Source organism: Variovorax sp. OV700 (genome assembly GCF_900099805.1).
Taxonomy (GTDB): domain Bacteria; phylum Pseudomonadota; class Gammaproteobacteria; order Burkholderiales; family Burkholderiaceae_C; genus Variovorax.
This window is the reverse complement of sequence record NZ_FNDR01000008.1, coordinates 158106-178691: the sequence shown is the minus strand read 5'-3', so window position 1 is coordinate 178691 and position 20586 is coordinate 158106. Positions and strand designations below refer to the sequence as shown.

Sequence of the window (20586 nt, the reverse complement as noted above, 5' to 3'; positions counted from 1 at the left end):
TCAGGGGGCCGCAAACTCCAGCGGCTGCCCGGCCTGCAAGCTCGCTTCGCGCGACAGGTTGCCAAAGAATTCTTCCCCGGTCTTGGTGTCGACCCAGGCCTTGCCGTCGTACCGGTAGTGATACCCACCGGAACGCGCGGCAAGCCATATCTCCTGCAGGGGCTTCTGCAGATTCACGATCAGCTGACTGCCGTTCTTGAATGAAATCGTGATCATCCCGCCCACGCGCTGGTTGTCGATATCGGCATCGGTCGCGTCGTTGATACGGTCGCAGCCTTGCTCGATGGCGGCGAGCGCGGCTTCGGCGCGGTCCATGTATTCGGAGTCGGTCATTACAATTTCGCTATGTTGAATGTTCGTCAAATTCTAGTGAGCGCCCCCAGCCGCGCTGCGCTCATGGTCTGCCTCGCTGTTGCAGCGGGTGGTTTGGCTGCTTGCGGGCAGCGTGGGCCGCTTTTTCTTCCAACCGATCCGGCAGCCGCCCAGCGCGCCACCTTGCCGCAGCTGCTCACGCCGGGCGGGCCGCGCGCCACCACCCCCGACGCCGACGCAGCAGCGCCCAAGCCTGCCGCGGCCAGCAGTGCACCGGCGCCGGCCCCCGGCGCCACCACCGGCACGGGAGCGCCCAAGCAATGACGAACGCTTCTCTCCCCGGACATCCGCATATTGCGCACCGCGACGACTCGCTCCATGTCGAAGGGCTGAGCCTGGATGCGCTGGCGCGCGAACACGGCACGCCCCTGTTCGTCTACTCGAAGCAATGGATGCTGGACGCGCTGGCCGCCTACCAGCGCGGATTCGAGGGCCGCGACGCCCTCGTCTGCTATGCGATGAAGGCGAATTCATCGCTGGGCGTGCTGCGCGTATTTGCCGAGGCCGGCTGCGGCTTCGACATCGTGTCGGGCGGCGAACTGGCGCGCGTGCTGGCGGTGGGTGCGGATCCGGCGAAGATCATTTTTTCGGGCGTGGGCAAGACCCGCGCCGAAATGCGGCAGGCGCTCGCGGCGGGCATTGCCTGCTTCAATGTCGAGAGCGAAGCCGAACTCGACGTGCTCAATGAAGTGGCATTGGCCGAAGGGCGCCGTGCGCCCATCAGCATCCGCATCAATCCGAACGTCGATCCGAAGACGCACCCCTACATCTCCACCGGCCTCAAGGGCAACAAGTTCGGCATCGCCCATGACCGTGCGGTCGAGGCCTATCGCCATGCAGCCAGGCTGCCGGGCCTCGAGGTGGTCGGCATCGACTGCCACATCGGCTCGCAGATCACCGAAGCCTCGCCCTACCTGGACGCGTGCGACCGGATACTCGATTTGGTCGAGGCCATCGAGGCGGCCGGCGTGCCGATCCATCACCTGGACTTCGGCGGCGGCCTGGGCATCGACTACAACGGCGAAGTGCCCCCCAAGGCCGATGCGCTCTGGCAGCAGTTGCTCGCACGGCTCGATGCGCGCGGCTTCGGGCAGCGCAAGCTCGTGATCGAACCCGGCCGTTCACTGGTCGGCAACGCAGGCGTGTGCGTGACCGAGGTGCTCTACACCAAGCCAGGCGAAGACAAGAATTTCTGCATCGTCGACGCGGCCATGAACGACCTGCCCCGGCCGGCGATGTACCAGGCGTTCCAAAAGATCGTGCCGCTGCGCATCCGCGCCGGCAGCGCAACCACCTACGACGTGGTCGGACCGGTCTGCGAAAGCGGCGACTGGATCGGCCGCGACCGTGCGCTCAACGTGGTCGCCGGCGACCTGCTGGCCGTGCTGTCCGCCGGTGCGTACTGCATGAGCATGTCCAGCAACTACAACACGCGCGGCCGTGCCGCCGAAGTGCTGGTGAGCGGCCAGCGCGCCACGCTGATCCGTCGCCGGGAGACGATGGAAGACCAGCTGCGCAGCGAGCAGATCGAGAGCTGATCCGCGCCGGTCAGCCGGTGCTGCGCAGCGACTTCTCGTTACTGCCGCGCACACCTGCGGATGGCTTCGGCTTGCGCTTGCTCGCGTAGTTCCACACGCGCCAGCCGAGCAGCACCGCGATGATCCCGGCGTAGACGAACACCTCGGCAAAGTTGTTCTTGCCTGCGCGCATCCAGAAAAAGTGCAGTAGCCCAAGGCCTGAAATCAGGTAGACCAGCTTGTGGAGCATCTGCCAGCGCTTGGCACCCAGTGCCTTGATGGCGCGATTGAACGAGGTGGCAGCCAGCGGCGTCAGCAGCACGAAGGCCGAGAACCCCACCAGGATGAACGGCCGCTTGGCGATGTCCTTGGCGATATCGCCCCACTCGAAGCCCATGTCGAACCAGCTGTAGCACAGCAGGTGCACCACCACGTAGAAGTACGCGAACAGCCCCAGCATGCGGCGAAAGCGCGCGAGCGCGTTGGCCTTGGCGATCACGCGCAGCGGCGTCACGGCCAGCACGATGCAGATGAAGCGCAAGGTCCAGTCGCCGGTGGCGCGAATCAGGAATTCGGCCGGATTGGCGCCCAGCCCGTCGGTGAATGCGCCATAGGTCAGCCGCGCGAACGGCAGCAGGCACAGCAGAAAAATGACCGGCTTGGCCGCCGGATGCATGAGCAGCTTGTTCATGGGGCAAGGGCCGGATGGCGGTGCGGGCTCAGTAGTTCTTCTTCAGGTCCATGCCTGCATAGAGCTGGCCGACCTGGGCTTCATAGCCGTTGAACATCAGCGTCTTGTTGCGCTTGGCAAACAGGCCGCCGCCGTCGCCGATGCGGCGCTCGGTCGCCTGGCTCCAGCGGGGATGGTCGACGTTGGGGTTGACGTTCGAATAGAAGCCGTACTCCTGCGCCGCGGCCTTGTTCCATGCCGTGCTCGGCTCCTTTTCGACGAAGCGGATCTTCACGATCGACTTGGCCGACTTGAAACCGTACTTCCAGGGCACCACGAGGCGCACCGGCGCGCCGTTCTGGTTGGGCAGCACTTCGCCATACATGCCGAAAGCCAGCAGCGTGAGCGGATGCATGGCTTCGTCCATGCGCAAGCCTTCGGTGTAGGGCCAGTCGAGCACGCGCGAACCCACGAAGGGCATGGTCTTGGGATCGGCCAGGGTCACGAATTCCACGTACTTGGCGTTGCCCTGCGGCTCGACCTTCTTGATGAGTTCGGCCAGCGAGTAGCCCACCCACGGGATGACCATGGACCAGCCTTCGACGCAGCGCAGGCGGTAGATGCGCTCTTCCTGCGCACTGAGCTTCAGCAGGTCTTCGATGCCGTACTTGCCGGGCTTCTTGACCAGGCCCTCGACTTCGACGGTCCATGGGCGCGTCTTGAGCGTGCCGGCGTTCTTGACCGGATCGCCCTTGTCGGTGCCGAACTCGTAGAAGTTGTTGTAGCTCGTCGCGTCCTTGTACTCGGTGAGCTTTTCCATGGTTTGCGCGCCCGGCACGGCAGATTTGGCGCCCGGAAGCAACGCCAGCTTGTGCGGGCCCGTGGCCTGGGCAAAGGCCTCCCGGCCGGCAAAACTTGCCAGGGCAGCGCCCGCCGCACCGCCGGCCATCAGCTTCAGCAGGTCGCGCCGGCCCTCGTAGACGGCGCGCGGCGTGATCTCGCTCGAAAGCGGATGAATGAAACCGCTGCTGCGACCTTGCGGACGGGAATGGAACGACATGGTGATGGCCTTTCGCGTGAATCGTTGTGCTCAGGGTAGTTCGTGGAATCCCCTGCTTCGGTTACGCGCAATTGCAGCGCGTGGTTTCAATTCTTCGCGAAAAGGCGGCCGCCCGCACTACAAGGTACCGTAGCTATGCAGCCCGCTCAGGAACATGTTCACACCCAGGAACGCAAAGGTGGTCACGGCCAGGCCGCCCAGCGCCCACCATGCGGCCACCGTGCCGCGGAGGCCCTTGACCAGCCGCATATGCAGCCAGGCCGCGTAGTTGAGCCAGACGATCAGGGCCCAGGTTTCCTTCGGGTCCCAACTCCAGTAGCCGCCCCAGGCATCGGCCGCCCACAGGGCGCCAAGCACGGTGGCAATGGTGAAGAACGCGAAACCGACCGTGATCGACTTGTACATCACGTCGTCGAGCACCTCGTTGGCGGGCAGCCTGGCGGCAATGCGCTTGCGCCCCAGCAGGATGCCCGCGGCGATGAGCGCGGAGATGCCGGCATAGATCACCCAGTAGCTGCCGCCGGCCTCCTGCACGCGCTGGCGGAATGCCACCGGCACGAAGCACAGCGCCACGCCCAGCAGCCATATCGGCGTGAGCTTGTACCAGCGCGTTTCTTCTGCCTGCTCCTTGATGAGGTAGGCGAACGCCACCATGGCCGCGAGCGCGAAGGTGCCGTAGCCGATGAAATTGGCCGGCACGTGAAGCTTCATCCACCAGCTCTGCAGCGCCGGCACCAGCGGCTGTATCTCGTGCGCATTGCGCACCAGCGTGTACCAGAGCAAAAAGCCGACCGCCGCGCTCACCACCAGCATGACGAATGCGCCGAGCGTGCGCGTGCCGTAGCGCGATTCGAAGTAAAGGTAGAAGGCCGTCGTGAGCCAGCAGAACAGCACGAAGACCTCGTACAGGTTGCTCACGGGGATATGGCCGATGTCCGGCCCCAGCAAATGGCTCTCGTACCAGCGCACCATGGTGCCAATCAGCGCCATGGCAACGGCGGCCCAGGCGAGGCGGGAGCCGATCAGGTCGAAGGTGTCGCCCTGCTTGCCTCCGAAGAAACCGAACCAGTAGAACAGCGTGCTCATGAAGAACAGCACGCTCATCCAGAGAATGGCCGACTGGCTGGACAGGAAGTACTTGAGCCAGAACACCGTGTCCGCGCGCGCCAGGTCGCCCTGGTAGGACACGATGGCCAGCAGCGAGGCCGCGGCGACCACGATGGCCAGCACCCGCAGCGGTCGCCAGAACCAGCCGATGGCGACGATCGAGATCATGGCGGCGCCAAGGATGGGTTTCTCGTAATAGTCCATCGAGCCCGCATACCGGGCAAAGGCAAACAGGCCGCCTGCCAGCACCAGTGCCGCAAAAACCCAGTCGAAAAGATTGCGGCGCGAAAACCAGCTTTCGTGGAGCGTGAGGGTGGTGGTGTTCATGGCGTGGCCTGTCCTTCTTTCTTGAGCGCAAGCAGCTTGTGCTTGAGGTGCTCGAACTCGCGATCGCTGTCCATGGTCTTGCGATTGACCGAGAAAGCCATCGTCGCGGCAGTGGTGTTGTCTCCGTCGCCTCCGTCGCTCTGGCCACTGGGTGCAAGCCATACCCAGAGCCGGCGTTCGCGCACGTACAGCATGGCAAAAATACCGACGATCAGCAACAGGCAGCCCAGATAGACCACGTTCTTGCCGGGCGCGCGCGCTACCTGGAACACGCTGGCCTGCACCTGGGTGAAATCGGTCATCATCATGGCGACCGGCGCAGGGTAGAAGTACGCGTCGCTGATGGCCAGCACGGCCTGGGTCAGAAAGGCCTGCGACTTCTGGTCGCTCGGCAAGGCCGCCAGGCCGGCGCCCTCGCGGCTCAGGTTGAGCACTTCGAACAGCACGTCGTTCAGGATGCGCACCAGCACCGCGCCGGCACGTTCGCGCTCGGTTTCGGGCACGTTGGCTTCCATGAATTCCGCGATCGCCTGCCAACCGCCCTTGGTGGCGGCGTCGGCCTTGGCGCGCTCGCTGCCGGCAAACAAGGCCAGCGCGCGTGCGGCCGATACGCGCAATTGCTCGGCCATTTCGGGCCGCTTCGGGTCCACGGCCTTGGCGATGTAGCGTTCGACGGCCCGGGTGCGGGTATCGGCATCGGCCAGCGCGGTGCGCATGCGCACGAAGCTGTCCATGGAGCCTTGGTCGTCGGCCGGCACGCGCAGGTAGCGGAACGGCTCCTCGGGCTTCTCGCGCATACCGAGCAGGAACACCGGCTGGCCGTCGCCGGTGTCGACCGGCACCATGTAGTTTTGATACTCGCGCGCCTGGCCCGCCGCATCGCGCAGCTTGTAGCCGATGCTCGGGCCGATGTTGCGCAGCACTTTCGGCTTGCTGGTCTTGTTGGCGGCGCCCAGGCGCGATTCGATGTCGTGGCGCAGGTCGACCTTGCGCACGTCGGCGCCGCTGCCCATGGCGCCGCCGTCGGCAAAGTTCTCGACGTTGATCACCCGCAGCGCGGCATATTCGAGCGTGAGCTTTTCCTTGCCGTTGGTAATTTCAGTGCTCGGCCCGCCGATGACGCCCTCGACGTCGAAGGGCTTGGCCGCGGCCGCCATCGGCACTGCCTTGAGCTTCACCTTGGAGCCGCCGTCGTCGAAGCTGGACTGGTAGATTTCCACGCCCTTGTAGCTTGCCGGGTGGTTGACCTCGATGCGCGCCGGCACCTGCGCGCCGGTCTCGCGGTCATGCAGCACCACCTCGCTCGCAAAGAGCTTGGGCATGCCGGTCGAGTAGTAGTCGACGATGAATTTCTTGAGTTCGATCGAGAACGGCAGCTCCTGCAGCAGCACGCCGTCGGATTGCTGCAGGATGGCGACGCTGCCCTGCGCGCCTTCGGGCACCAGGATGTTGCCGCGGAAGGTCGGGTTGCGGGGCGACAGCCGGTGCTGGGGCGGCACGTCGGCAATCATGCCGCCGCCGGTGAACACGCTCTTGCCGTTGAACCAGGTCTGGGCGCGCACCACCAGGTCGCCGTCGAGCAGTCCGCCGATGCACACCAGCACGATGGCGCTGTGGGCGGCGATGTAGCCGAGCTTGTGGGCGCCGCCCGCGCGCGCGGCGACCATCCAGCCCGCGTCTGCATGGCCGTGCGCGGCTTCGCGCTGCTGCAGCTTGACCTTCCAGCCGCCGCTCACCAGCAGCTGACCGATGCGGTTGGCAGCCGCGGCGGGCGCTTCGTCGAGCCGGGTCTCTGCGCGCTGGCCGAAGGCCTTGAGGCTCTGCGCCCGAATGCCCTCCTTGAAAGTCTTCAGGTCGACGAAGATGCGCGGCGTGTTTCGCGCAATGCAAAGCGAAGTGCTGATCACCAGGAACAGCAGGATCAGCAGGAACCACCAGGCGCTGTAGACCGAATCGAGCTTGGCCGCGCGGAACAGCTCGGCCCAGAACGGCCCGAACTGGTTGACGTAGTTGTTGATCGACTCGTGCTGCTTGAGCACGGTGCCGATGATGGATGCGATGCAGATGACGGTGAGCAGCGCAATCGCGAACCGCATCGACGAAAACAGCTCCACCGCGGCGCGAAGCGCTTGCGGGCCGCGATGGACGCGAAGGCCATGGGTGGAGACAGACATCGGCGGGCGGAAAGAAAGGAATAGGGGAAAAAGCAAAGGGCGGGCCATCCAGCTGGATCGGCCCGCCCTTTGTTTGGGGTTTTTGTCGGCGGTTAGTTCACGCTGAAGGGCGTGGCGTCAGCGCAGGCCGGCGATGTAGTCTGCGACAGCCTTGATTTCGCGGTCGTTGAGCTTGGCCGCAACACCGGTCATGGGCGCGCTGTTCTGGCGCACGTTGTCCCGGAAGGCAACAAGCTGTGCCACCGTGTACTCGGCGTGCTGGCCGCCCAGGCGCGGGTATTGCGCGGGCATGCCGGCGCCGTTGGGGCTGTGGCAGCCGGCGCAGGCCGGGATCTGGCGATCGGCAATGCCGCCGCGGTAGATCTTTTCGCCCAGCACCACGAGGTCCTTCTCCTTGGAGAAGCCGGTCTTGACCTTCTTGGAACCCACGAACCAGGCGATGTTGCGCATGTCCTCGTCGGACAGCTTGGCGGCCATGGGCTGCATGATGGGGCTCTTGCGCTTGCCGGACTTGAAGTCTTGAAGCTGCTTCAGGATGTACTCGGGGTGCTGCTGCGCCAGCTTGGGATTTGCCGCAATGGCCGAGTTGCCGTCCGCGTTGTGGCAGGACGCACAGGCCTGGGCGGCCGAGTTGAACACCGCGTCGCCCTTGGCGGGATCGGGCTTGGCCGGCTTGGCCGCCGCGGGTGCAGCAGCCGGTGCGGCGGCATGATCGTCAGCCGCAAGGCTCGCGCTGGCTGCGACACCCATGAGGGCTGCAAGCAGAAAATTGGCAAACAACTTCATATCGGGGGCTCGATTTATTGGCGCAAAACCCCGCGATTCTACAATGGCAGCCCGTTCCGAAAGCTCATTGATGACCTCCCCGTCGCGCAAGCACGCTGCTCCCCCTTCCCGCGCGACCCCTGCCGTGGACCCTCTTGTCGCCGAGCGCGAGCGCACAGCGCTCGGCTGGATGCACACCGCGCACTTCCTGACCAGTGCCCCGCAACTGGAGCATTTGCCTCCGCTCGATCTGCCCGAGATCGCCTTCGTCGGTCGTTCGAACGCGGGCAAGTCGACCGCGATCAACACGCTCACCCAGCAGACGCGCCTGGCCTTCGCCTCCAAGACGCCCGGCCGCACCCAGCACATCAACCTGTTCGGCGTCGGCAAGCAGAAGGTCGACGACGCCGTGCTGGCCGACCTGCCGGGCTACGGCTATGCCGCGGTGCCCAGGGAAGCCAAGCTGCGCTGGCAGCGCGTTATGGGCAATTACCTGATGACGCGCGAAAACCTGCGCGGCGTGGTGTTGATGTGCGACCCCCGCCACGGCCTCACCGAGCTCGACGAGATCCTGCTCGACGTGATTCGTCCGCGCGTGCAGCAGGGGCTCAAGTTCCTGGTGCTGCTGACCAAGTCCGACAAGCTCACCCGAAGCGAAGGCGCCAAGGTGCTGTCCATTACGCGACTGCAAGCCGGCGGCGGCGAGGTGAAACTGTTTTCCGCCCTCAAGAAACAGGGCGTGGGCGAAGCCGCCGAGCTGCTCTGGCGCTGGGCGCATCCGACCGAAGACGAAAAGGCCGAAGCACCGCAGGCGGGACCGCCGGCTCCGGAAGACACCTAGGGAAAACCGGCTCGCCATCGTTTCATCTGCGTGATCCACTATCAAAACAATAGCAACGGAAATTGAAGGAGACAAAAGCATGATCGAGACGTTCCAGCGCAGCCTGCCCAACGGAACCACCCTGAGCTGCCGCGCAACCGGCACGCCTGGCCGGCCGCTGATGGTGTTCCTGCATGGCTTTCCGGAGGCCGCGTTCATCTGGGACGAGCTGCTCGAATACTTTGCCGACCCCGCGCACGGCGGCTACCGCTGTGTCGCGCCCAATCTTCGCGGCTTCGAGAAGTCGAGCGCGCCGACCGACGTGGCCGCGTACAAGGCCCATCTGCTGATCCAGGACATCCAGCAGCTGGTGACCACCGAAAGCGAAGGCGGCACCATGGCCGCGCTGGTGGCGCACGACTGGGGCGGCGCCTTCGCCTGGGGCTATGCCAACGCCTTTCCCGAGCAGGTCGGTCGGCTGGTCATCATCAATTCGCCGCACCCCGGCACTTTTACGCGCGAACTGCGCAATAGCCCGGCGCAGCAGCAAGCCAGCGCCTACATGAACTTTCTTGCAAGGCCCGATGCCGAGGCCCTGCTCTCGGCCGACGACTTCAAGCGCATGTGGCCCTTCTTCACCTTGATGAAGGCCGGGCCCGAAGGTTTCGGCTGGCTCACGGAAAAGGTGAAGCAGCAGTACCGCGAAGTCTGGAGTGCGGGCCTCACGGGCGCCTGCAATCTCTATCGCGTCACGCCGATGAAGCCGCCGTTGCCGGGCCAGGGCATCGAGGGCATTCCAGTGCTGCCGCACGAACGGCTCACCGTGAACGTTCCCACTTTCGTCTTCTGGGCGCTGGACGATGCCGCGCTGCTGCCCGGCCTGCTCGAAGGCCTGGAAGAGTACGTGCCCCAGCTCGAGGTCAAGAAGGTGCCCAACGCCACCCACTGGATCGTGCACGAGCAGCCGCAGCTCGTCGCGCGCGAAATCGAAGGCTTCCTGCAGCGGAACTGAGGCGCCCTCCCCGGCCGCCTCAGTAGATGGGCGGCTCGCCTTCGGGACGCGTCTTGAAGCGGCGGTGCACCCAGTAGTACTGCGACGGCATGGTGTCGATGTAGCCCTGCAGCCGCTGGTTCATGAGCGCCGTGTCGGCTTCGACGTCGTCGGTCGGAAAGTTCTGCCAGGCCGGCAGCACTTCGATCTGGTAGCCCTCCGGCGTGAGCTTGGAGACCACCGGCACCACCTTGGCCTTGCCCAGCCGCGCAAAGCGCGACAGCGAGGGTACGGTCGCGGCCTGCACGCCATAGAACGGCACGAAGATGGTCTGGTCGCGGCCGAAGTCCATGTCCGGCAGCAGGTACAGGAGGCCGCCCTTGCGCAGGCCTCCGAGCACCGGCTTGATGCCATCGACGCGGTTCAGCGCCGCCACGTTGCCGAAGCGCGTGCGGCCTTCGCGAATCCACTCGTCGACCATCGGATCGCGCTGGGTCGTGTAAATGGTGGCCGAGGGCCGCGGGGTGTGCATGGTCAATGCCGTGGCCGCAGCATCGAGGCCGTAGAAATGCGGCGCGAACAGGATCATCGGCTCGTCGCCATTGGCGATCTCATCGATCTCCTGGGCCGCGCCCACCACCTTGAGCCGGCCGGCCACCACCTTTTCGGGCGCATGCCAGAGCCAGCTGCGGTCGAGCCACGACTGCGCCACATAGACAAAGGTCTCGCGCGCGATGCGGCGGCGTTCAGCTTCGGATTTGTGGGGAAAGCACACCGCAAGATTGGTGTCGACCACGCGGCGGCGCGGCACGGCGATGGTGTGGAGCACGCGCCCCAGCAGCGCGCCGAATCCGCGGATCAATGGCAGGGGCAACGGGGCGATCGTGCGCATGAAGCCGATGCCAAGGCGGGAACCGAAACTCATCGTGCCCGCTCCCCGCTCGGGGCGGCCACCACGGTTTCACCGCGCGGCTCCTTGTAGCGCGCGTAGTCCCACACATACTGTCCCGGAAGGCTGTGAATCAGGCGTCCGATGGCATCGTTCATGGCGGCAGCCGCGGCTTCGATGGGCGCGGCCGGATCGGTGAGCGGCGTGCCTACGATGGGCTCGAATCGAATCACGTAGCCCGCACCGTGCGGCAGTCTTTCGCACACGCTAAGGAAGCAGGCGGCGCCGGTCTGCTGGGCGAGGCGCGGCAGCAGCGTCATGGTGTAGGCCGGCCGGCCGAGGAAAGGGGCCCAGACGCCCTGCCCCAGCGGCGGCACCTGGTCGGGCAGGATGCCGGTGTAGCCGCCGCCCCGCAGCGTGCGGATGAGGCCGCGCACGCCGGTGTTGTTGGTTGGCAGGGTTTGCAGGCCGGGCCGGTCGCGCGAGCCCGCGGCAATCAGTTCGGCCATCCATTTTTTGCGCGCGGGACGGAACAGCGCCGTGATCGGGCCGTAGGTTTCGAGAAAGCGCTCGCCGATGGCCTGGCCGCACATCTCCCAGCTGCCCAGGTGCGGCGCCACCAGGATCACGCCCTTCTTCGCCTGCATGGCGGCCTCGAAGGCCTCGACGCCTTCCCATCGCACCACGCGGCGCAGCACGCTTTCGCCTTGCGGGCGCAGCCAGAGCCAGGGCAGCTCGGCGGCCATCTGGCCAGCCGCTGCGATGGCTGGGCGGTACTGCTCGGGGGTGACGCCCGCGCTCTCGGCATTGGACTTGAAGCGGCGGCGGTAGTCCGGTGCGCACCACCATACGATCCACCCAAGCAACGCGCCGAGCCGATGCATCAACGGCATCGGTACGCGGGCAAGCAGGCGGAACAAGGTGACCATGGGCTGACAGGGAGTGTGAATACCAGGACGCGCGCGCACGGGATTGGCGCGGCTCGAATAGAATGCAAATTGTCGCCGAGTTACGGAACAACTTGCAGGGCGACAAACACAAGCGCAAATGCGATTGTGCCCCGCCGATTCATCGGCATCTGCTAAAGCGTTCGCCAGGGCTCCGCAGAGTTGGCAACGCGCCAAGTCACTTCAAGGAGCTTTGAACAAAATGGCGAACGACTTCCTCTTCACTTCCGAATCCGTTTCCGAAGGCCACCCCGACAAGGTCGCCGACCAGATCTCGGACGCCATCCTGGACGCGATCTTCGAGCAGGACCCGCGCAGCCGCGTGGCCGCCGAGACGCTGACCAACACCGGCCTCGTGGTGCTCGCCGGCGAGATCACCACCAATGCGCACGTCGACTACATCCAGGTGGCGCGCGACACCATCAAGCGCATCGGCTACGACAACACCGAGTACGGCATCGACTACAAGGGCTGCGCCGTGATGGTCTGCTACGACAAGCAGTCCAACGACATCGCCCAGGGCGTGGACCACGCGAGCGACGACCATCTGAACACCGGCGCCGGCGACCAGGGCCTGATGTTCGGCTACGCCTGCGACGAAACGCCCGAGCTGATGCCCGCGCCCATCTACTACGCGCACCGACTCGTCGAGCGCCAGGCCCAGCTGCGCAAGGACGGCCGCCTGCCCTTCCTGCGGCCGGACGCCAAGAGCCAGGTGACGATGCGCTACGTCGACGGCAAGCCGCACAGCATCGACACCGTGGTGCTCTCCACCCAGCACAGCCCCGACCAGAGCGAGACGCCGACCAAGATGAAGGCCTCGTTCAACGAAGCCATCATCGAGGAGATCATCAAGCCCGTGCTGCCGAAGGAATGGCTCAAGGACACGCGCTACCTGATCAACCCGACCGGCCGCTTCGTCATCGGCGGTCCGCAGGGCGACTGCGGCCTCACGGGCCGCAAGATCATCGTCGACACCTACGGCGGCGCCTGCCCGCACGGCGGCGGCGCGTTCTCGGGCAAGGACCCGTCGAAGGTCGACCGCTCGGCCGCCTACGCCGCGCGCTATGTGGCCAAGAACATCGTGGCCGCCGGCCTGGCGCGCCAATGCCAGATCCAGGTCGCCTACGCCATCGGCGTGGCCCAGCCGATGAACATCACGGTCTACACCGAAGGCACCGGCGTGATCTCTGACAGCAAGATCGCCGAACTCGTGCGCGAGTTCTTCGACCTGCGTCCCAAGGGCATCATCCAGATGCTCGACCTGCTGCGCCCCATCTACCAGAAGACCGCGGCCTACGGCCACTTCGGCCGCGAAGAGCCCGAGTTCACCTGGGAAGCGACCACGCAAGCAGCCGCGCTGCGCGCCGCGGCGGGTCTGTAAAGCCCGGGGCTTCTTGCCCTTTCTGAAAAGCAAATGCCGGCCTCGCGCCGGCATTTGCACTTCTGGGCGTCCCTCAGGTCCTGCGCCAGCCGTACCAGGCGCACACGGCCACGGGCAGGCCCAATGCGAACCAGGCCAGCACGTCGCCCATCCCGCCGTTGCTGAACAATGCAGAAACCAGGCCGACGGCGGTCAGCACGCCCAGCGCGATCGGCCAGCCCCACATGCGCCGGAACGCGTGCCGGTGCTTCATGCCTGCACCTTCATGGCTGGGGCCGGGTCCGGCTGCTGGCCCTCATGCTGCGGCGCGCGCCCGGCGGCCGCCGGCGCCGGCACGGTGTTGCCGCGTTTGAGCCACAGGTAGAGCCCGCTCCCCAGCACGATGATGGTCGCGATGTCGAGCAGCGCCCAGATGATCTGCATCGGCATGCCGCCGTAGTCGCCGAAGTGCAGCGGCTGCGACACGAGCAGCCCCGTGAGGTACCAGGGCATCTTCGGCGAGGCGGTCACTTGCGCGGTCTTGGCATCGACCAGCACCGGTTGCAGCAGCTTCGAAGTGAAGGGCTCGTTGCCGCGCATGAAGAAGGTGACGTGGTGCGGGCTCGAGAACGAAGTGCCCGGGAACGCGATGAAGGACAGCTTCATGTCGGGCGCCTGCTGGAGGGCGACGTCCATCGAACGCTGCACCGATGCGCGCTGCGCCACGGGCACGGTCGGTTCGTTCTTGTAGGGGGCCAGCAGCGTGCTGAGCTGGTCGTACTGCCAATACTTGATGATCAGGTCGGCCCAGGTGTTGATCATGCCGGTGGAGCCGACCACGAACAGCCACACCAGTGTGACGATGCCCAGCAGGTTGTGCAGGTCGAGCCACTTGAGGCGCGGCCGCTTCTCGCGCCGGACGGTGCCGAAGTCGAGCTTGCGCATGAACGGCGCATAGAGCACCACGCCGGAGACGATGGCCACGAGCAGCAGCAAGCCCATGAAGCCCAGGAAGAGCTTGCCTGCGAGCCCCGCGAACAGGTCGATGTGCAGCTTGAACATCACATACATGAAGCCCTCGTCGAACTTCGGCTGCGCAAGGACGACACCCGTGCGCGCGTCGATGGCCACCGTCTTGAAATCTTCGGTGGGCTCGGGCGTGGGCGTGAGCGTGACGAGCCAGAGGCCATCGTCGTCCTCGGGCTGGGAGACGAACTGCACCACGCGGTCGGGATGCTTGGAGCGCGCCGTTTCGAGCACGCGGTCCAGGCTCACGCGCGGCGTGCTCGCGGGCATCTTGGGCGCCTCGACCTCGGTGCCCAGCAGATGCCCGATCTCGTGATGAAAGATCAGCGGCAAACCGGTGATGCACAGCAGCAGCATGAACACGGTGCACACGAGGCTGCTCCACTTGTGCACCCAGGCCCAGGTCTTGATCTTTCGGCTGTTCATGTCGTCTGTGCTCTCGTCGAAAGTGAATGATCAGAAGCGATAGGTCGCGCTGGCCACGACGTTGCGGCGCGCGCCGTACCAGCAGTCGCCACGCGAGAGACAGGTGCTCACGTACACCTTGTCCGTCACGTTGTTGATGTTGAGCGCATAGCGCCAGCGATCGGTCTCGTAGGCAAACACGAGGTCCGCCAGTGCGACGCCCGGCACGCGCGGGCCGACGCCGAATTGCAGGTCTTGGAACGAACTCATGAGGCGCACGCCCGCGCCGGCCGAGAAGCCGCTGACGCTGCCGATCGAGAAGCGGTATTTGGCCCAGACGCTCGCCTGGTGCTTGGGCAGGCCTTCGATCTTTTCGTCCGCGTCGATGTAGTTGTAGTGCGCCACCAGATCGAGGTTCGGACCGATCGAGCCCTTGGCTTCGAGCTCGACGCCCTGCGTCCTGGTCTTGCCAGCCTGTGCGTACACGTTCGGCGACGGCGAGGTGATCTGGTTCTTCTCGCGCAGGTCGTACACCGCGGCGCTGAACGCCAGTGCGCGGTCCTTCGGCTCGTACTTGATGCCGGCTTCCCACTGCTCGCCGCGCAGGGGCGTGAATATCCGTCCGTTGATCGGCGACTGCGGCGTGAACGATTCGCTGTAGCTCAGGTACGGCGACCAGCCCGAGGGCGATGCGTACATCAGGCCGAAGCGTTTGGTCGTTGCGCTGCTTTCCTCGGCCTCGCTGCCCGCCGCGCTCGACACGGCCTTGTCGTGGCGCAGGCCGGCTACGAAGATCCAGTTGTCCAGCTTGATCTGGTCCTGTAGGTAGAAGCCGTTCTGGCGCTGCCGGGTGCGCGGCAATGCGGTGCGCTCGGGCACATCGACGTGGCCATACACAGGCGCGTACACGTCGATGGTGTCGAACGTCGTTCCGCCCCAGACGTTCTCGCGCTGGCGCGCAAAGTCTGCCCCCGCGAGCAGCGTGTGCTTGAGCGCACCGGTCTGGAAATGCCCTTCGACGTGGTTGTCGAGCGTCTGCGTGCGGTTGCGCGTCAGGTAGCTGTCGTAGTAGCGGCCGAGCACGCGCTTGAAGATCGGATCGGTGGCATCCCAGCTTTCGGCGCCGCTGAACGCCGCGCCATAGTGGTAGCGGTTGTCGTTTTCGTTCTGCGCATAACGGAAGTTCTGCCGCAGGGTCCAGCTGTCGTTGAACTTGTGCTCGAACTGCCAGCCGAAGGTCTTGCGCTCGCTGTCGTAGTAATCGAAGCCCGGCTCACCGATGAAGCGACTGGTGGGCACGCGCCCGTTCGGGTTCGGCAGCAAGGTGCCCTCCCACGGCAGGAACTGCGAGCTGCTGCCGCTCTTGTCCTTCTGCCACAAGCCCTGCAAGGTGAGCGAGGTGGCTGCATTCGGCCGCCACGTCAGCGAAGGTGCGATGACGCTGCGGTCGTCGGGCACGTGGTCGACCTGCGTGTCCGACTTGCGCTGCAACGCGATCAGCCGATACGACAGGGTGCCGTCGGCGTTCAGCGGCCCGGTCAGGTCGGCCTGGATCTGCTTGCGGCCAAAGCTGCCGAACTGCACGCCCACTTCGCGCTGCGCCTCTTGCAGCGGCCGCTTGCTGACCATGTTGACCACGCCCGCGGCCGTGCCCGCGCCGAACAGCATGCCCGAGGGGCCGCGCAGCACTTCGAGCCGCTCCAGCGTGTAGGGCTCGGTACGCGTGGTGCTGGTGTAGTAGCCGTAGGCCTGGCGCAGTCCGTCGAGGTAGACGTCGGGCGTGGCGCCGCGCACGCGCACGGAATCGGTCCGCGAATCGAGGCCATAGGCATCGGAGCGCACACCGGCGGCGTAGTTGAGCGCGTCCTGCAGGTTGTAGGCGCCCTGATCGACCATCTGGTCGCGGGTGACGACGGTGACGGATTGGGGGGTTTCGGCCAGCGGCGTGTCGGTCTTGGTGGCGGTCGCGGCATTGCGGGCGCGGTAGCCGATCACGGGCGATGTCGCGGTTTCGGCTTCGGCGTTTGCATCGACCTTCACTTCGGGCAAAGCGCCGGGCGCCGTGGTCTGGGCCAGAACCTGGTGATGCAGGTAGATTGCCATGCAGCCTGCCAGCACCGATGCGGCCCTGCGCCGCGCCATGAAACCCTTCATTCCTTCTTCACTCCGAAACATTATTAAGAACGATTCGCATTCTAATAAATACAAAGTCTCATTTGTTTCGATTTCCCCGAATATGGAAGGGCCGTTCAAGCCTGAGCAGCCCGCCGTGGCTGCGGCGCAAAGCGGCTACGATCCGGCCGCACGTCTTGTGCGTCGGTAGGCCCCATGCTCAAGTTCATTGCTTCTTCGTTTCCCGCATCGCGTGGCCTGGCGCTGCGACTGGCGATTGCCGGAATTGCCCTGGTACTTGCAGGATGTGCCGGCCTGCCTCCGCGCGCGGCCGAGCCGCCAACGCTTTCGATTGCAGCCTCTCCCGTCACGACGCTGGGTCGCGCAGCGGGCGCCCTCGACGCCGGCGCGTCCCGCGACGGGCTCTCTAGCATCCGGCCGCTGATCGAAGCGTCGTTTGCGCTCGATGCGCGCTTCGAGCTGATGCGGCGGGCAGAGGCCTCGCTCGACGTCCAGACGTATCAGCTCGGCAACGACAAGACCGGGCGGTTGCTGCTGCGGGAACTGCGCAATGCCGCAAGGCGCGGGGTCCGGGTGCGCCTGCTGCTCGACGACTTCTATACCGCCGGCATGGACCGCCTGCTGCTCGGCCTGGCCGCGGAGCCCAATGCCGAGGTCCGGCTGTTCAACCCTTTCGTGAACGCCCGCGACCACTCGGCGACGCGGTGGCTCGAGTTCTTCGGCGATTTCCGCCGCCTCAACCATCGCATGCACAACAAGCTCTTCGTGGCTGATGGCGCCATGGCGATTGCCGGCGGCCGCAATCTGGCCGACGAGTACTTCCTGCGCAGCGAGGGCGCCAACTTCATCGATTTCGAATTGATCATGGCCGGGCCCGTGGTGCCGGAGGCGGCGCGCATCTTCGACACCTACTGGAACAGCGACGTCGTCTACCCGCTGCAACGGATTGCCGGCGCCAGCGGAACTCCGGAGGCGCTGAAGTCCGAATTCGAAGCCGCCACCTCGCCGGCCTACGCGCCGCCGCCCGCACCCGTCTCTGGCACCGACGTGATGGGCGACCCGCCGCTCGGCGCGCAGCTGGCCGACCTGGGCCGGGTCAAGTGGATGCGCGCCGACGCTCATGCCGCGGCGGACAGTCCCCACAAGGCCTTAGGCACCCTCGCCGCCCCTGGCGAATCGCTCGCGGCGCGCTTTCACGAAATGACCGCCAACGCGCGCTCCGACGTGGTGGTGATCTCGCCCTACTTCATTCCGGGCGAGGAAGGCATGGCGCGCATCCGGGAGGGCCGCGCGCGGGGCGTGCGCATCAGCGTGGTCACCAACTCGCTGGCCGACAGCGACGAGCCGCTGGTCAACATCAACTACAACCGGTACCGCGTCGACATGCTCAAGCTGGGGGTGAACCTGTACGAGGTCAGCACCGAGCAACTCAAGCGCAACCGCCAACTCCGCACCCTGCTCAAGAAAGCCCGCGGCCGGCTGCATGCCAAGCTGGCGCTGGTCGACCGCGAATGGGTGCTGCTCGGCTCCATGAATCTGGATCCCCGCTCGGCCCGGCTGAACACCGAATTCGGTGTTCGCGTGCGCAGCTTCGAGCTGGCCCAGGCGCTGCTGTATGCCTACCAGCTGGACGACATCGAGGGCGTCTACCGCGTGGTGCTCATGCCTGACGGCGAGAACGTGCAATGGATCGGGACCGGCGACGTGAACAACGAGGTGCTGGACAGTGAACCCGACTCCAGCCTGCTCACGCGGCTGCAACTGCTGCTGTTCTCCTGGTTCGTGCCGACAGACCAGTTGTAGCGTGCCGCGCCGCCAAGGGCGGCCCTTTGCGGCCATGGCGGCATCTACAATAGGGAATGAGATTTATTCTCAATAACTCTACCAGAACGCACCTTTAAAGTTTTCAATGGGATTTCGCACTCGGTCGTCACGCATCGCCTTCGCCTTGCTCCCTCTCGCTTCCATTTCCTCACTTTCAACGGCACAAGACACCGGCGGCGGACCGTCCGACCCTGCGAGCACATCGCTGCCCGAAGTGCATGTGGTCGCCGAGCCAGAATCCGGCGGCTACAACCCCACGAGCAGCAGCGGCGCCACGCGCACGAGCACGCCGCTGCGAGAGGTTCCGCAATCGGTACGCATCGTCTCCAGCCAGCTGATCGAAGACCTGGGTGCGACGCGCCTGGCCGACACCGTGGGCTTCGTGAGCGGGATCACGCGCCTCAATGACTTCGGCGGCACGTGGGACAACTTCGGTATTCGCGGGTTCAGCAGTACCGACATGGGATTTCTGGTCAACGGTTTCCCCGGATCGCGCGGCTACAACCCGCCGCGCGACACCGCCACTGTCGAGCGCTTCGAGTTCCTGAAGGGCCCGGCCTCGGCAATCTACGGCAGCAGCGAGCCGGGCGGCACCATCAACATCGTCACGAAAAAGCCGGAGTTCACGCGCCGCAACACGGCCGACTTCAGCATCGGCAGCCAGGGCCTGCGCCGCAGCACGCTGGACAGCACCGGCGCGCTGAGCCAGAGCGTGGCCTACCGCCTGAACCTGGCGGTGGAAGAAGGCGACAGCCGCAGCGACCTGCTGAGCAACCGGCGCACCCTGGTGGCGCCGGCGTTGACCTGGGTGATCGACGACAAGACGGTCCTCAACTACGAGTCCGAATTCCTGCGTTCGAAGACGCCTCTGGACCGTGGACTGATCAACGTGCGCGGGGTGCTCGGCACCCTGCCGCGCGACCGCGTGCTCAACGAGCCCGGCGACGGCAACATGACGCTGACCAGCAATACGCATCAACTCACCCTGGACCGCCAGTTGTCGGAGAACTGGCGCGTGCGCATGGGTGCGAGCTACAAGGAAAGCACCTTTTCCGGCAACTACACCGAAGCGACATCGCTGGCCGCCGACAACCGGACGCTGAACCGCCGCGCCACCTGGCGCCAGTTGCCGTCGCGCGACACCTCGTTCCAGGCGGAACTGGAAGGAAAGTTCACGACCGGCACCTTGGACCACACACTGCTGATCGGCGTGGAAGCGTCCAGGCTGTGGATGAACACCGAGATCCTTCGCTCGGGGAACTACCCGATCGATATCTACCAGCCGGTGTATGGAAAGCCCCAGCCGCCGCTCACGTCGCTCACCTCCAGTTCGGACGAGCATCAGCGCGCGAGCGCCGTTTTCGTGCAAGACCAGATCAGCCTTGCGCCGCAGTGGAAGCTGCTGGTGGGCGCCCGCTACGACCAATACAGGCAAAGCATCGAAGACCGCGTCGTAAACCGCAACAGCGCCCAGAAGCACGATGCCGTTTCGCCGCGCGCCGGCCTGACCTATCTGCCGAACGACTGGAGCTCCTGGTATGTCTCCGCCGGCAAGTCGTTTCGCGGCAACAGCGGCACCGACAAGAATGGCCGGGCATTCGATCCGCAGTACTCCACCGCGCTCGAAGCTGGCGTGAAGCTGCAGACGCCGGACCAGCGCCTGGGCGCCAACCTGGCCGTGTTCGACATCAAGAAGACGAACGTGCTGACGGCCAGCGACACGCCTGGCTTCTCCGTTGCGGCCGGCGAAGTCAAGAGCAGCGGCTTCGAGGCGGACGTCTACGGCCAGATCGACAAGAACTGGAGGGTGAGCGGAAATTTGGCGTACGTCGATGCCCGGGTCTCGAAGGACGCCACGCTGGCAGCCGGTACGCGCATCCAGAACATTCCGAGGACGAGCGCCGGCCTGTTCGCCATTCGCGAAGATGCGTTGGCCGATGGCAGCCGCTACGGGGTGGGCGCCGGGATCAACTACGTCGGCAACCGCTCGGGCAACACCGCAGACACCTATGCCCTGCCGGCCTACACCACGGTCAAGCTGGTGAGCTACTGGCAGATCAACAAGACCGCGCGCGTATCGGTCGACGTGCACAACCTCTTCAACAGGAATTTCTATACCGCCTCTTGGGGCAATTTGTATGTGATTCCAGGCGCGAAGCGCAGTGTGGTGGCCAGCCTGAAGCTGGATTTCTGATG

19 protein-coding genes are annotated in these 20586 nt (G+C 65.3%); 8 read left to right on the top strand and 11 right to left on the bottom strand.

Features of this window, described 5'->3' with window-relative positions:
- Window positions 1-333, bottom strand: a complete 333-nt coding sequence (cyaY, locus tag BLR24_RS19540; protein ID WP_093019893.1) for an iron donor protein CyaY — start codon at window positions 331-333, stop codon at window positions 1-3.
- Window positions 334-396: 63 nt separating this feature from the next.
- On the opposite strand from cyaY, the gene BLR24_RS19535 reads away from it, so the two are divergent.
- Both BLR24_RS19535 and lysA read left to right on the top strand, forming a co-directional pair.
- Window positions 397-636: an LPS translocon maturation chaperone LptM gene (locus BLR24_RS19535; RefSeq protein WP_093019891.1), complete on the top strand. Its 240-nt coding sequence runs from the start codon at window positions 397-399 to the stop codon at window positions 634-636.
- On the top strand, window positions 633-1910 hold the full coding sequence (lysA, locus tag BLR24_RS19530) for a diaminopimelate decarboxylase (protein ID WP_093019889.1): 1278 nt from the start codon (window positions 633-635) through the stop codon (window positions 1908-1910). The genes BLR24_RS19535 and lysA overlap by 4 nt, the downstream gene beginning before the upstream one ends.
- 10 nt (window positions 1911-1920) lie before the next feature.
- Here lysA and BLR24_RS19525 read toward each other — a convergent pair whose 3' ends face one another.
- From BLR24_RS19525 to BLR24_RS19505, 5 genes are all read right to left on the bottom strand, one after another.
- Complete coding sequence (locus BLR24_RS19525) at window positions 1921-2580, bottom strand: protein-methionine-sulfoxide reductase heme-binding subunit MsrQ (RefSeq protein ID WP_093019887.1); 660 nt, start codon at window positions 2578-2580, stop codon at window positions 1921-1923.
- Window positions 2581-2608: 28 nt separating this feature from the next.
- Window positions 2609-3619: a protein-methionine-sulfoxide reductase catalytic subunit MsrP gene (msrP, locus tag BLR24_RS19520; RefSeq protein ID WP_093019885.1), complete on the bottom strand. Its 1011-nt coding sequence runs from the start codon at window positions 3617-3619 to the stop codon at window positions 2609-2611.
- A 117-nt stretch (window positions 3620-3736) separates the two neighbouring features.
- Window positions 3737-5053, bottom strand: a complete 1317-nt coding sequence (gene ccsB / locus BLR24_RS19515) for a c-type cytochrome biogenesis protein CcsB (RefSeq protein WP_093019883.1) — start codon at window positions 5051-5053, stop codon at window positions 3737-3739.
- The gene (locus BLR24_RS19510; protein ID WP_093019881.1) at window positions 5050-7227 is read right to left on the bottom strand and encodes a cytochrome c biogenesis protein ResB; all 2178 of its coding nucleotides are present in this window, start codon (window positions 7225-7227) and stop codon (window positions 5050-5052) included. The genes ccsB and BLR24_RS19510 overlap by 4 nt, the downstream gene beginning before the upstream one ends.
- Window positions 7228-7344: 117 nt before the next feature.
- On the bottom strand, window positions 7345-8013 hold the full coding sequence (locus tag BLR24_RS19505) for a c-type cytochrome (protein ID WP_093019879.1): 669 nt from the start codon (window positions 8011-8013) through the stop codon (window positions 7345-7347).
- A 70-nt stretch (window positions 8014-8083) separates the two neighbouring features.
- On the opposite strand from BLR24_RS19505, the gene yihA reads away from it, so the two are divergent.
- Both yihA and BLR24_RS19495 read left to right on the top strand, forming a co-directional pair.
- Window positions 8084-8833: a ribosome biogenesis GTP-binding protein YihA/YsxC gene (yihA, locus tag BLR24_RS19500; RefSeq protein ID WP_093019877.1), complete on the top strand. Its 750-nt coding sequence runs from the start codon at window positions 8084-8086 to the stop codon at window positions 8831-8833.
- Between the two features lie 79 nt (window positions 8834-8912).
- Window positions 8913-9824, top strand: a complete 912-nt coding sequence (locus BLR24_RS19495) for an alpha/beta fold hydrolase (protein WP_093019875.1) — start codon at window positions 8913-8915, stop codon at window positions 9822-9824.
- A 19-nt stretch (window positions 9825-9843) separates the two neighbouring features.
- Here BLR24_RS19495 and BLR24_RS19490 read toward each other — a convergent pair whose 3' ends face one another.
- Both BLR24_RS19490 and BLR24_RS19485 read right to left on the bottom strand, forming a co-directional pair.
- Entirely contained in the window at window positions 9844-10728 is an 885-nt protein-coding gene (locus BLR24_RS19490) for an LpxL/LpxP family acyltransferase (protein WP_093019873.1), read from the bottom strand.
- A complete protein-coding gene (locus tag BLR24_RS19485) occupies window positions 10725-11621 on the bottom strand; it encodes a lysophospholipid acyltransferase family protein (RefSeq protein ID WP_093019871.1) in 897 nt (298 codons plus the stop codon). The genes BLR24_RS19490 and BLR24_RS19485 overlap by 4 nt, the downstream gene beginning before the upstream one ends.
- A 220-nt stretch (window positions 11622-11841) precedes the next feature.
- Here BLR24_RS19485 and metK point away from each other — a divergent pair, with 220 nt between their 5' ends.
- A complete protein-coding gene (gene metK, locus BLR24_RS19480) occupies window positions 11842-13023 on the top strand; it encodes a methionine adenosyltransferase (RefSeq protein WP_093019869.1) in 1182 nt (393 codons plus the stop codon).
- Between the two features lie 73 nt (window positions 13024-13096).
- Here the strand turns inward: metK and BLR24_RS19475 are convergent, their stop codons facing one another.
- The 3 genes from BLR24_RS19475 to BLR24_RS19465 are packed head-to-tail and all read right to left on the bottom strand — an operon-like array spanning window position 13097 to window position 16587.
- The gene (locus BLR24_RS19475; protein WP_093019867.1) at window positions 13097-13276 is read right to left on the bottom strand and encodes a hypothetical protein; all 180 of its coding nucleotides are present in this window, start codon (window positions 13274-13276) and stop codon (window positions 13097-13099) included.
- Window positions 13273-14454: a PepSY-associated TM helix domain-containing protein gene (locus BLR24_RS19470; RefSeq protein ID WP_093019865.1), complete on the bottom strand. Its 1182-nt coding sequence runs from the start codon at window positions 14452-14454 to the stop codon at window positions 13273-13275. Before BLR24_RS19470 ends, BLR24_RS19475 begins: the two co-directional genes overlap by 4 nt.
- Before the next feature lie 30 nt (window positions 14455-14484).
- Complete coding sequence (locus BLR24_RS19465) at window positions 14485-16587, bottom strand: TonB-dependent siderophore receptor (RefSeq protein ID WP_093019863.1); 2103 nt, start codon at window positions 16585-16587, stop codon at window positions 14485-14487.
- On the opposite strand from BLR24_RS19465, the gene BLR24_RS30765 reads away from it, so the two are divergent.
- From BLR24_RS30765 to BLR24_RS19455, 3 genes are all read left to right on the top strand, one after another.
- A complete protein-coding gene (locus BLR24_RS30765; RefSeq protein ID WP_175543305.1) occupies window positions 16535-16756 on the top strand; it encodes a hypothetical protein in 222 nt (73 codons plus the stop codon). The genes BLR24_RS19465 and BLR24_RS30765 overlap by 53 nt on opposite strands.
- A 5-nt stretch (window positions 16757-16761) precedes the next feature.
- Window positions 16762-18369, top strand: a complete 1608-nt coding sequence (locus BLR24_RS19460; RefSeq protein WP_093019861.1) for a phospholipase D family protein — start codon at window positions 16762-16764, stop codon at window positions 18367-18369.
- 106 nt (window positions 18370-18475) lie between these two features.
- A complete protein-coding gene (locus tag BLR24_RS19455; RefSeq protein ID WP_093019859.1) occupies window positions 18476-20584 on the top strand; it encodes a TonB-dependent siderophore receptor in 2109 nt (702 codons plus the stop codon).
- Window positions 20585-20586: the final 2 nt, after the last annotated feature.

Excerpts from the sequence above, each read along its gene's own strand:
- cyaY (WP_093019893.1), bottom strand. The coding sequence starts at position 333 with ATGACCGACTCCGAATACATGGACCGCGCCGAAGCCGCGCTCGCCGCC.
- BLR24_RS19535 (WP_093019891.1), top strand. The coding sequence starts at position 397 with ATGGTCTGCCTCGCTGTTGCAGCGGGTGGTTTGGCTGCTTGCGGGCAG.
- lysA (WP_093019889.1), top strand. The coding sequence starts at position 633 with ATGACGAACGCTTCTCTCCCCGGACATCCGCATATTGCGCACCGCGAC.
- BLR24_RS19525 (WP_093019887.1), bottom strand. The coding sequence starts at position 2,580 with ATGAACAAGCTGCTCATGCATCCGGCGGCCAAGCCGGTCATTTTTCTG.
- msrP (WP_093019885.1), bottom strand. The coding sequence starts at position 3,619 with ATGTCGTTCCATTCCCGTCCGCAAGGTCGCAGCAGCGGTTTCATTCAT.
- ccsB (WP_093019883.1), bottom strand. The coding sequence starts at position 5,053 with ATGAACACCACCACCCTCACGCTCCACGAAAGCTGGTTTTCGCGCCGC.
- BLR24_RS19510 (WP_093019881.1), bottom strand. The coding sequence starts at position 7,227 with ATGTCTGTCTCCACCCATGGCCTTCGCGTCCATCGCGGCCCGCAAGCG.
- BLR24_RS19505 (WP_093019879.1), bottom strand. The coding sequence starts at position 8,013 with ATGAAGTTGTTTGCCAATTTTCTGCTTGCAGCCCTCATGGGTGTCGCA.
- yihA (WP_093019877.1), top strand. The coding sequence starts at position 8,084 with ATGACCTCCCCGTCGCGCAAGCACGCTGCTCCCCCTTCCCGCGCGACC.
- BLR24_RS19495 (WP_093019875.1), top strand. The coding sequence starts at position 8,913 with ATGATCGAGACGTTCCAGCGCAGCCTGCCCAACGGAACCACCCTGAGC.
- BLR24_RS19490 (WP_093019873.1), bottom strand. The coding sequence starts at position 10,728 with ATGAGTTTCGGTTCCCGCCTTGGCATCGGCTTCATGCGCACGATCGCC.
- BLR24_RS19485 (WP_093019871.1), bottom strand. The coding sequence starts at position 11,621 with ATGGTCACCTTGTTCCGCCTGCTTGCCCGCGTACCGATGCCGTTGATG.
- metK (WP_093019869.1), top strand. The coding sequence starts at position 11,842 with ATGGCGAACGACTTCCTCTTCACTTCCGAATCCGTTTCCGAAGGCCAC.
- BLR24_RS19475 (WP_093019867.1), bottom strand. The coding sequence starts at position 13,276 with ATGAAGCACCGGCACGCGTTCCGGCGCATGTGGGGCTGGCCGATCGCG.
- BLR24_RS19470 (WP_093019865.1), bottom strand. The coding sequence starts at position 14,454 with ATGAACAGCCGAAAGATCAAGACCTGGGCCTGGGTGCACAAGTGGAGC.
- BLR24_RS30765 (WP_175543305.1), top strand. The coding sequence starts at position 16,535 with ATGCAGCCTGCCAGCACCGATGCGGCCCTGCGCCGCGCCATGAAACCC.
- BLR24_RS19465 (WP_093019863.1), bottom strand. The coding sequence starts at position 16,587 with ATGAAGGGTTTCATGGCGCGGCGCAGGGCCGCATCGGTGCTGGCAGGC.
- BLR24_RS19460 (WP_093019861.1), top strand. The coding sequence starts at position 16,762 with ATGCTCAAGTTCATTGCTTCTTCGTTTCCCGCATCGCGTGGCCTGGCG.
- BLR24_RS19455 (WP_093019859.1), top strand. The coding sequence starts at position 18,476 with ATGGGATTTCGCACTCGGTCGTCACGCATCGCCTTCGCCTTGCTCCCT.